Below are 10,000 nucleotides of genomic sequence, written 5' to 3'. Positions count from 1 at the left end.
GTAATGTTCCCTGATAGCTCAGTTGGTAGAGCACTCGACTGTTAATCGAGTTGTCACAGGTTCGAGTCCTGTTCGGGGAGCCATTTGCTTCCATAGCTCAGTAGGTAGAGTGCATCCATGGTAAGGATGAGGTCACCGGTTCGATCCCGGTTGGAAGCTTTTGAGGCCCGTTGGTCAAGGGGTTAAGACACCTCCCTTTCACGGAGGTAACAGGGGTTCGAATCCCCTACGGGTCACCATGTATATCTTTGCAGGGATGAGAAGCCCTTTGTAAGCTGGTACATATGGAGGCTTAGCTCAGCTGGGAGAGCATCTGCCTTACAAGCAGAGGGTCGGGGGTTCGATCCCCTCAGCCTCCACCATTTTAATTATTGGGGATTAGCCAAGCGGTAAGGCAACGGACTTTGACTCCGTCATCCATAGGTTCGAATCCTATATCCCCAGCCATTTAGCTATGAGCCATTAGCTCAGTTGGTAGAGCACCTGACTTTTAATCAGGGTGTCGAAGGTTCGAGTCCTTCATGGCTCACTTTTCAAAGTGCGCGTGTGGCGGAATTGGCAGACGCACTAGACTTAGGATCTAGCGTCTTTGACGTGGGGGTTCAAGTCCCTCCACGCGCACCATTTGCGGACGTGGCTCAGCGGTAGAGCATCGCCTTGCCAAGGCGAGGGTCGCGGGTTCGATTCCCGTCGTCCGCTCCATAGTACGCGCCCTTAGCTCAGCTGGATAGAGCGTTTGACTACGAATCAAAAGGTCAGGAGTTCGAATCTCTTAGGGCGCGCCACTTTTAATTTTATAAGTGCTGTATACTTTAATGTCGGGACGTAGCTCAGCTTGGTAGAGCACCTGGTTTGGGACCAGGGGGTCGCATGTTCAAATCGTGTCGTCCCGACCATTATATGCTGCGGGTGTAGTTCAATGGTAGAACTCCAGCCTTCCAAGCTGGTAGCGTGGGTTCGATTCCCATCACCCGCTCCATTAATTCATGCAACATCATCATAAAGATGGTGTTTTTTGTTATAACCAAGCTTTTTTTTATCCTTGCATTTTATTGCTTCACCGTGTTAGGGTGAATAAAGGTGCATAGAAAACTTACAAATAAAGTGAAGATTTTCAGGGAAGTTTATTGTATTATGTTAGGAAGGCATCTTGAGATGGAATAGGGACGAAATGGGGGAGAGCTATGACGGAAGTAGCAGTAGCAGCCGGTAAAACGAACTCAAATAACCTTTTACGACGCGATATACGTTTTTTGGGCAATATTCTGGGAGAGGTCCTTGTTCACCAGGGCGGTAATGAGCTCTTAGATATTGTCGAGAAGATTCGTGAAGCGAGTAAGTCCTTAAGAGCAATGTTTATGCCGGAATTGCATGACGAGTTCAAGAGCATGATCAATTCGCTAGAACCGGATATCCGGCATCAGGTCATCCGTGCATTTGCCATCTATTTTCAACTGGTAAATATTGCTGAGCAAAATCACCGGATTCGCCGTAAAAGAGATTACGAGCGCTCTGCAGGAGACGCCGTACAGTTTGGGTCTATCGAGGCAGCGGTAAGAGATTTGAAGGAGCATGGCTTTAACTTCAGTGAAGCCCAGGAGGTTCTGGAGGGGATGTCACTGGAGCTGGTTATGACAGCCCACCCAACGGAGGCGATGCGCCGCGCCATTCTCGACATCCATAAACGGATTGCCGATGATGTGATGCAGCTGGATAACCCGACACTGACTTACCGCGAGCGGGAGCAGTTACGGGAGAAGCTGCTGAATGAGGTTATCACGCTTTGGCAGACAGACGAGCTGCGTGACCGCAAGCCTACGGTACTGGATGAAGTCAGAAACGGAATGTACTATTTTCACGAAACCTTATTCCATGTCTTGCCTGAGGTATATCAAGAGCTTGAACGATGTCTGAGCAAATACTATCCGGAGCATCTATGGCATGTTCCTGCTTATCTGCGGTTTGGCTCCTGGATTGGAGGCGACCGGGACGGGAATCCGTCCGTAACCGCTGATGTAACCTGGCAGACGCTGAAGATGCAGCGCAAGCTGGTCATCCGCGAGTATCAGAATCTGTTGTCGGAGCTGTTCAAGTATTTGAGCTTCAGCACCAGCATTGTGGATGTATCGGATGAGCTGATGGCTTCGATTCAGCGCGATCGCCTGCAAGTAAAGCTGCTGAAGACATCGGTATGGAACAATGATAAAGAGCCTTACCGTGTTAAGCTTACGTATATGACGGAGAAGCTGCACATGGTGCTTGATTCCGGGAAAAAGGATAGCCGGGAGAGCTTTTACGATGTGAATGGCTTGATCGAGGACCTTAAAGTCATTGACCGCAGTCTCCGGCATCACTACGCGGATTATGTAGCGGATACTCATCTGAACAAGATTATTCGGCAAGTGGAGCTGTTTGGCTTCCATACGGCGACCCTGGATATCCGGCAGCATAGCAAAGAGCATGAGAACGCCATGACTGAAGTGTTGGCCAATATGAATATTGTCAGCAACTACGCAGAGCTCGAAGAGGAAGCCAAGCTGGAGCTGCTGGAGCGGCTGCTGAATGATCCTAGACCGCTAACCTCTTCTTATCAGGAATATAGTGACAGCACGAAGGAATGTCTGAACGTATACCGTACTATTTTCAATGCACAGAAGGAATTCGGCACTCAGTGTATCACAAGCTATCTGATCAGTATGACGGAAGCGGCAAGCGATATTCTGGAGGTTATGGTATTTGCCAAAGAGGTTGGACTGTTCAGAAAAGAAGCCGATGGCAAAGTCATTTGTACGCTTCAATCGGTTCCGCTCTTCGAGACGATCGACGATCTGCATGCAGCCCCTGATATTATGCGCAGACTGTTCAGTATGCCGGTCTATCGCCAATCTGTAGCAGCCATGAAGGACCTGCAGGAGATTATGCTGGGGTATTCCGACAGCAACAAGGATGGCGGCGTAGTAACGGCAAACTGGGAGCTTCGTGTGGCGTTGAAGCAGATTACGGCAGCTGGGAAGGAGTTTGGCGTGAAGCTGAAGTTCTTCCATGGCCGTGGAGGAGCGCTCGGGCGCGGTGGAATGCCGCTTAACCGCAGTATTCTTGTTCAGCCGCCGGAGACTATCGGCGGAGGGATCAAAATTACGGAGCAAGGGGAAGTCATCTCCTCCCGCTACTCGCTGCGGGGAATCGCTTATCGTAGCCTGGAGACAGCAACCTCTGCTCTGATTACAGCTGCGATTCAAGCCAAGGTTCATGAGGAGAATGGCACCGAAAAAGAGGATCAATGGGATGAGATCATCGCAGGAATCTCGGAGACTTCCCTGGAGAAGTATCAGGATTTGGTCTTCCGGGAGCCGGACTTCCTGAAGTTCTTCAGAGAATCCACTCCATTGATCGAGGTTGGGGAATTGAATATCGGATCGCGTCCATCCAAACGTAAGAATAGTGACCGATTTGAAGACCTGCGGGCAATTCCATGGGTATTCGCCTGGACGCAGAGCCGTTATCTGTTCCCTGCTTGGTACGCGGCAGGTACAGGACTTAATACGTACTATCAAGGGAAGGAAGAGAATCTTAAGGTCCTCCAAGATATGTACAAGAACTCGGTCTTCTTCAAATCCTTGATCGATACCTTGCAATTTGCGGTCATTAAGGCGGACCTTGTCATTGCAGAGGAATATGCTCAAATGTGCGGAGAAGAGGACTATAAGGAACGAATCTTCCGGCAAATTGAGGAGGAGTTCCATCTTACGAAGGATATGATCTTGAAGATTACCGGATTGTCGGATATTCTGGAGAATGCTCCTGACCTTCAGGAGTCGATTCGTCAGCGTAATCCTTATGTAGATCCGCTCAGCTATATGCAGGTGAAGCTGTTAAGCGAGCTGCGCGCAGCGCGGGAGTTGGGTCGCAATGATTCGGTCCTGTTGAGAGAGGTTCTGCTGACCATTAACGGAATTGCAGCCGGCCTTCGCAATACAGGCTGATACCCGAGACAAATCAAAAAGCAATAGCGCATGAAACAAGCATAGCTGAAGCCCGGGCCCGTTCAGGAATGAGCGGGTCTGTTTTTTTTGCGGGACTCCAGAGGGAATGTATGTGAAGGTTATTGCAATTTCGTGACAGTTGAATTAACATTTGAATGAAGTGCCGCAGGCGCAAGGTGCCGCGCAAGGGCTAGGGAAGCGGAGCGCAAGGCAGGTAGGAATCCCGAAAAAGCCCATCCATGGATATGGGGGAAATGATCGTGGTGGAACATTTTGAGGCGAGATTGGTTAAGCTGGCCCGTAAGGGTGAACAGACAGCCTTTGCCGAGCTCGTTGAGTTGTACAAGGACAAGATATTTCACTTGGCCTATCGGATGCTGTCGAATCGACATGAGGCTGAAGATATTGTCCAGGAGACTTTTTTGCGCGTATATAAAAATTTTGACCGATATGATGATAAGCAGAAGTTCTCGACCTGGATCTACCGGATTGCGACAAATCTGTGTATAGACCGGCTGCGAAAGCGCAAGCCCAATTACTATCTTGATGCGGGAATGAATGATCAGGATGGGGTAGACGGATATGCGCTCATTCCTGGAGATGACCGGACGCCGGAGACGGAATACTTGCTCTCGGAGACCCAGCAGACGATTCACAAGGCCATCGAAGGCTTGCCGGCCAAGTATAAATCGGTAATCATCCTGAGGTATTTGCAGGAGCTGTCGCTGCAAGAGATCAGTGATGTGCTGGAGATGCCGGTTACTACGGTGAAGACTAGGGTCCATCGTGGACGGGAATTTTTGCGGAAGAAGCTGGAGCATAAATTTTTATGAAACGCTTAATTTTGTGTTACGTAATGTTAGGTAGGACGACTATGCCAATGGACAGAACGTTGGCTGCCATAGATTGATACTGAGAAAGGATTGGCTAATATGGATTGCAAACAAGCCTCCTCATTGATGCATGATTTTCTGGATGATGATTTGCCGCATGAGCAGGCCTTGGAGCTTAAGCAGCATTTGCAGGCCTGCCCCTCATGCAACGCCCTGTATCGGGAGTTGGAACAGACAGAGATGCTCATGTTCGCCACAATCAAGCACACGGCGATCAAGACGGATGATGAGCTTGTCGACAGGATTATGGATCAGATTCCAAGGCAGTATGACCGGCAGCCTTTTCCCAAATGGGTGAGACGTCATCCTGCGCTTACAGCGGCCGCGCTATTTCTGGTGGTTATGCTGTTCAGTGCAGTATCCATGTGGGATAGAGCGGAGGATCTGGTGGTCAAGACCGCGGAATCCAATCAGAATCAGCTTATTATTGAGGGGAAGACGGTTACCGTCCCTGAAGGAGCAAGCATTGCCGGGAATCTTACTATAGAGAATGGCGATGTACAGATTTTGGGAGAGGTACAGGGAAATTTGACCGTCATTGATGGTTCCTACTATCAGGCATCCACGGCGCATATCGCCGGAGAGATCAAGAGCATTGATCAGGCGTTGGACTGGATCTGGTACCGGATATCTAACGTGTTTACGGAAGTGGCCTACAGGTAGCACATATGGAGAACATGGCGCCTTCCTCTCAGGAGGAACACGGGCGCCTTTTCTTTGCGTCCTCAGGAAAAAAACACCTCTGATTCCTAAACCTAGAGAGAGAATGGACGCTTGCATCTGCTGCCATTACGTTATAACCTAGAGGTTAGGGAAGACTACACAGAAAGAGACAAGCTTTTGAGCTTTACATAAATGTTTCTGGATATGGCGGCTGCCACAGAGACACGTGGGGGTTTCATCTATGAATTATTTTGCGAATTCGACTTGGCAGGACTATCTCAAGGATATTATTGATATTCTTATTGTTACATATATTATCTATCACCTGATTTTGTTGGTCCGGGGTACTCGGGCCATTCAATTGTTAAAAGGGCTCCTGGTGTTGGTGTTAATCTGGGCGGCGAGTACGTGGTTTGATCTGTACACCTTAAAATGGCTCATGAATCAGATGTTTACGTTCGGAGTGCTGGCCGTATTTATTATCTTTCAGCCGGAGCTTCGACGGGGATTGGAGCAGTTAGGCCGGGGCAAGCTGTTCGGACGGAATGCTGATGATGAAGAGCTGAGCAAAGAGATCGGAGCTGTTATTAAGGCTGTTAATTATTTATCACGTAGAAAAATCGGCGCCTTGCTCGTCTTTGAACGCAATACGGGGCTGAACGAGTATACTGAATCAGGCATTCCGATGCAGTCGGTGATCTCTTCGGAGCTGCTGATCAATATCTTTATCCCGAATACCCCGCTTCATGATGGCGCGGTCATTGTGCAGAATCGCCGAATTGCGGCGGCTGGCTGTTATTTGCCTTTGTCCGAGAACCCGTTTATCAGTAAAGAGCTTGGGACAAGACACCGCGCAGCCATTGGAATCAGCGAGGTGGGGGATGCGGTCTCGATTGTAGTATCCGAGGAGACGGGACAAATCTCGCTTGCGATCGAGGGTCAGGTCGTCCGGGATATTAATGAAGAATCTTTGATCTCCAAGCTGTATGAGGAGCTCGGTCCGAAATTCAATCAGATCGAGAAACGGAAGCCTTTCTGGAAACGGATAGGGGGGCGGAAGTAATGGACAAGTGGCTAAGCCAGAACAATGTAGCCAAGATTATCGCCTTGATCATCAGCATCGTCCTTTGGGCTATGGTTCATATTGACAGCGGTACTCCGGTCTCACCGACAACCGTGATGAATTCGAAGGTGATTAACAATATCAAGATTGAGGTTACGGGATTTGATAGTGAAAAGTATGTCCTTTATGACCTAGAGCCGGATAATGTAACCATGGAAGTAAAGGGGAAGCGCACAGATCTGACGATGAGCTTTTCCGATTATCGGGTGAAGCTGGATCTGAAAAATATAGGACCGGGAACAACGACATTGCCGCTTTCGCCGGAGGTTCCTCCCGGAGTCACGCTAATCTCCATGTCGCCTTCTTATATCAAGGTAACTATCGAGGCGAAGGAAACGATTGAAATGCCGGTTACCATCGTGACGAAAGGCACGCCTGCAGAGGGCATGCAATTGGGCAGTCCTGTACTGACGGGAGCAGATCATGTGAACGTGACCCTTCCGCAGAGCGAGCTGCAGGAGATCCATAAGGTGCAAGGAACGGTTGATGTAACGGATCTGACGGAGTCTGTAAAAGGCAAGACGGTAAAGCTAACCGCATATGATAAGCATGGGCAGGAAATGAAGAATGCGGAGATCGAGCCGGCTTCTGTAGAGGTCGATGTTCCGATCAATAAGCTGTATAAAAGCGTACCGCTAGAAGTGAATCATACGGGAAGTCTGCCAGCGGGCTATGTTCTCTCAGGGATCAGTACCGATGTGGAAGGGGTGGCTCTATACGGCCCCAAACAAAGCCTGGATGCCATTACCTCTTTTCCGGTGACGGTGGATCTGGGACAGTTCGTCGGGACCAGTGAGACGAACTATACGGTGAATCTCGCGCCTCCCGAGGGGATTGATGCAATTGAGCCCACCACGGCGCAAGTAACGGTGAAGATCGAGCCGGCAGCCAGCAGAACGATTGACAATATTTCGGTGAATCTGCTAAATTTGAGCGAAAGCCTGGAGGCGAAATTCCTCAATGCTGCAGATCAGCACATTTCGTTAACCGTGCTTGGCTCACAGGATCAACTGGGAAGGCTTGGGACAGAGGACATTCTCGCAACTGCTGATCTATCCGGTTTGGTTGCAGGCACACATACTGTCCCCATAGCGATCAAGCTTCCGGATTATATCGATTTGGCTGAGCCGGGCTACAACCATTCTATTCAAATTGAATTGACCGAGATTGCAGATCCGGCCGCGACGGTTCCGGATGACCCGAATGCGGAGACAGGAAATGGCGGTGCCGACAATTCTGTTCCTCCAACGGAGCCTGCGGATAATACTGAGACAGATACTCAGGATGACGGGGGAACTGCGGGAACAAACGGAACGCAATCGGAAAGCAAGCTATAGGAACAACACTGAAGGAGTGTAATTATGGGGAAATATTTTGGAACAGATGGAGTCAGAGGGATTGCAAATCAAGAGCTAACACCAGAAATGGCTTATCAAATTGGCCGCTGCGGAGGGTATGTGCTGGCTGGCCAGGTTCCGAAGCCTAAGGTCGTGATTGGGATGGATACCCGGATCTCCGGCGTTATGCTGGAATCTGCCCTTGTGGCAGGCATGCTCTCGATTGGAGCGGATGTCATCCGGATCGGGGTTGTCTCTACTCCGGCAGTGGCTTATTTGACGCGCTTGCTGAATGCATCGGCGGGAGTCATGATCTCGGCCTCGCATAATCCGGTGGAGGATAACGGAATCAAGTTCTTTGGAAACGACGGCTTCAAGCTGTCGGATGAGACCGAGCTCTTGATCGAAGAGCTGATGGACAAGGAGACAGACGAGCTGCCGCGGCCAATTGGCGCTGATCTGGGCTCAGTTACGGTAGATATCGAATCCAAATTCAGATACCTTGATCATTTGAAGACAACAATCTCCCATTCCTTTGAAGGGCTAAAGATTGTCCTTGACTGCGCGAACGGGGCAGCCTATGAGTTGGCTCCGCAATTATTCAAGGAGCTGGGCGCCGAGGTGTACAGCATTGGCTCCGAACCGAACGGGCTGAATATTAATGATCACTGCGGCTCGACCCATCCGGAGAAGCTCAAGGAAGAGGTCAGACGACTTGGTGCCGATATTGGACTGGCATTTGACGGAGATGCGGATCGTCTGATTGCGGTTGATGAGAATGGCGAGGAAGTTGATGGCGACTATATCCTCTGCATTTGCGGCGATGCGATGAACCGCGCAGGCAAGCTGAAGGACAGCACGATCGTCTCGACGGTGATGAGTAATTTCGGCTTCTATAAGGCGACCAAGAAGCTGTCGCTTAACACGCAGCAGACAGCGGTTGGAGACCGTTATGTCATGGCTGAGATGATTCGCGGCGGCTACAATCTGGGCGGAGAGCAGTCGGGCCATGTAATTTTTCTGGATTATAATACGACTGGGGACGGCATTCTGACAGCGATTCAGCTGGTTGATACGATGAAGGCGGCCGGCAAGCCGCTTAGCGAGTTGAAGAAGGTCATGAAGCAATATCCGCAGGTGCTGGTGAATGTGCGGGTTCAGGATAAGAGCAAGTATGTAGGCAATACAGCGATTGAGGAAGCGATTGTGTCCGTGGAGCGCCAGCTTGGCGATAACGGGCGGGTGCTGGTTCGTCCTTCCGGGACAGAATCCCTGATTCGCGTCATGGCTGAAGGACCGGAACTGGCGGAGCTTGAGCAACTGGTAGCCAGCATCGTTTCGGTTGTAGAGAAGGAACTAGTTTAAGTTGAACTAGTAATTGCGTATGCAGTGGGCAACGTGTAAAGTGTGCCTTCGATCACTGTTGTTCACGGATTTCTTGATTGAATGAAAGTATACACTTATGCCCTATTCTACGCAGCTTCTTTAATTCAACTTATCTAGTTTAATGTTGTATTTGAAAAATTGTGAGCTGCCGTTCTCTGAGGAGAAGTGGCAGTTCTTTTTTTGTGTAAGGTGGGGCGGGGAGAGAAAGGTTGAAGAAGGACGTGCTTTTTAACTTGGTTTAGGGTAAAATCAGTGAGTATGCATGAAGATGAGAAGAGACGAATTGCCAAACCTTCCTCAAGTGCATATAATAGACATTATTCAAGAAGCGAAAGTGAGGATCGTGAGGTAACTGCAAGTTAAGCGCCAGAGCTTGATTTCGCGCGTGAAGCTGATTCGGAATACTGTCATAGGCAAATTGTGCGCAACCTCAGGGTTGACGCAAGATCCGAACGGAGAGAGCGGCAAAGGCAAGCTGACGAGGTGGAGGTGTTCGAATTGTTCGGCGGGGGCCTCCCGGTGATTCATCACATCGTAACTGTAAGGACAAAAGGAATGGGCGACCGTTCTGCCAAACCTTTCAGGCTGATGACCTTATTAAGACGTAATTATTTC

At 49.7% G+C, this 10,000-nt stretch carries 6 protein-coding genes and 11 tRNA genes; all 17 read left to right on the top strand.

All coding sequences use genetic code 11. From position 1 onward, the window contains the following. The first annotated feature begins 7 nt into the window (after nt 1–7). The 17 genes from TX85_RS24120 to glmM all read left to right on the top strand — a co-directional run bounded on the left by TX85_RS24120 (nt 8) and on the right by glmM (nt 9,364). Nucleotides 8–83: transfer RNA gene (locus tag TX85_RS24120), tRNA-Asn, on the top strand. 3 nt (nt 84–86) lie between these two features. Beyond that, nucleotides 87–159, top strand: a tRNA-Thr gene (locus tag TX85_RS24115). Between the two features lie 5 nt (nt 160–164). Further along, a tRNA-Glu gene (locus tag TX85_RS24110) sits at nt 165–239 on the top strand. 47 nt (nt 240–286) lie between these two features. Then, nucleotides 287–362, top strand: a tRNA-Val gene (locus TX85_RS24105). Between the two features lie 10 nt (nt 363–372). Beyond that, nucleotides 373–447: transfer RNA gene (locus TX85_RS24100), tRNA-Gln, on the top strand. A 9-nt stretch (nt 448–456) separates the two neighbouring features. Further along, nucleotides 457–529 (top strand) — tRNA-Lys (locus tag TX85_RS24095). 11 nt (nt 530–540) lie between these two features. Beyond that, nucleotides 541–624, top strand: a tRNA-Leu gene (locus TX85_RS24090). Between the two features lie 3 nt (nt 625–627). Continuing rightward, nucleotides 628–702: transfer RNA gene (locus tag TX85_RS24085), tRNA-Gly, on the top strand. Nucleotides 703–708: 6 nt separating this feature from the next. Then, nucleotides 709–785: transfer RNA gene (locus TX85_RS24080), tRNA-Arg, on the top strand. 34 nt (nt 786–819) lie between these two features. Continuing rightward, nucleotides 820–896 (top strand) — tRNA-Pro (locus TX85_RS24075). Between the two features lie 9 nt (nt 897–905). Continuing rightward, a tRNA-Gly gene (locus TX85_RS24070) sits at nt 906–979 on the top strand. Nucleotides 980–1,184: 205 nt separating this feature from the next. Then, the gene (ppc, locus tag TX85_RS24065) at nt 1,185–3,983 is read left to right on the top strand and encodes a phosphoenolpyruvate carboxylase (RefSeq protein ID WP_044482454.1); all 2,799 of its coding nucleotides are present in this window, start codon (nt 1,185–1,187) and stop codon (nt 3,981–3,983) included. Between the two features lie 239 nt (nt 3,984–4,222). Next, a complete protein-coding gene (gene sigW, locus TX85_RS24060) occupies nt 4,223–4,816 on the top strand; it encodes an RNA polymerase sigma factor SigW (RefSeq protein WP_233500853.1) in 594 nt (197 codons plus the stop codon). A 99-nt stretch (nt 4,817–4,915) separates the two neighbouring features. Then, nucleotides 4,916–5,539, top strand: coding sequence for a zf-HC2 domain-containing protein (locus tag TX85_RS24055; RefSeq protein ID WP_044482453.1), 624 nt, complete (start codon nt 4,916–4,918; stop codon nt 5,537–5,539). 241 nt (nt 5,540–5,780) lie between these two features. Next, the gene (gene cdaA / locus TX85_RS24050) at nt 5,781–6,602 is read left to right on the top strand and encodes a diadenylate cyclase CdaA (RefSeq protein WP_044482451.1); all 822 of its coding nucleotides are present in this window, start codon (nt 5,781–5,783) and stop codon (nt 6,600–6,602) included. Next, nucleotides 6,602–7,999 carry a CdaR family protein gene (locus tag TX85_RS24045; protein WP_049895220.1) on the top strand — a complete coding sequence of 466 codons (1,398 nt, stop codon included), beginning with the start codon at nt 6,602–6,604 and terminating at the stop codon, nt 7,997–7,999. Before cdaA ends, TX85_RS24045 begins: the two co-directional genes overlap by 1 nt. 24 nt (nt 8,000–8,023) lie before the next feature. After that, complete coding sequence (gene glmM, locus TX85_RS24040) at nt 8,024–9,364, top strand: phosphoglucosamine mutase (protein ID WP_044482450.1); 1,341 nt, start codon at nt 8,024–8,026, stop codon at nt 9,362–9,364. The last annotated feature ends 636 nt before the right edge of the window (nt 9,365–10,000 follow it).

The sequence above is a fragment of the Paenibacillus antibioticophila genome (assembly GCF_000455265.1).
Classification (GTDB): domain Bacteria; phylum Bacillota; class Bacilli; order Paenibacillales; family Paenibacillaceae; genus Fontibacillus; species Fontibacillus antibioticophila.
Note: the sequence above shows the minus strand (reverse complement) of the source record. Positions and strands in the feature narration are given on the sequence as shown.

Bases quoted from the DNA above. Each gene is read 5' to 3' on its own strand.
- TX85_RS24055 (WP_044482453.1), top strand. From the start codon at position 4,916: ATGGATTGCAAACAAGCCTCCTCATTGATGCATGATTTTCTGGATGAT.
- glmM (WP_044482450.1), top strand. From the start codon at position 8,024: ATGGGGAAATATTTTGGAACAGATGGAGTCAGAGGGATTGCAAATCAA.
- sigW (WP_233500853.1), top strand. From the start codon at position 4,223: ATGGATATGGGGGAAATGATCGTGGTGGAACATTTTGAGGCGAGATTG.
- TX85_RS24045 (WP_049895220.1), top strand. From the start codon at position 6,602: ATGGACAAGTGGCTAAGCCAGAACAATGTAGCCAAGATTATCGCCTTG.
- ppc (WP_044482454.1), top strand. From the start codon at position 1,185: ATGACGGAAGTAGCAGTAGCAGCCGGTAAAACGAACTCAAATAACCTT.
- cdaA (WP_044482451.1), top strand. From the start codon at position 5,781: ATGAATTATTTTGCGAATTCGACTTGGCAGGACTATCTCAAGGATATT.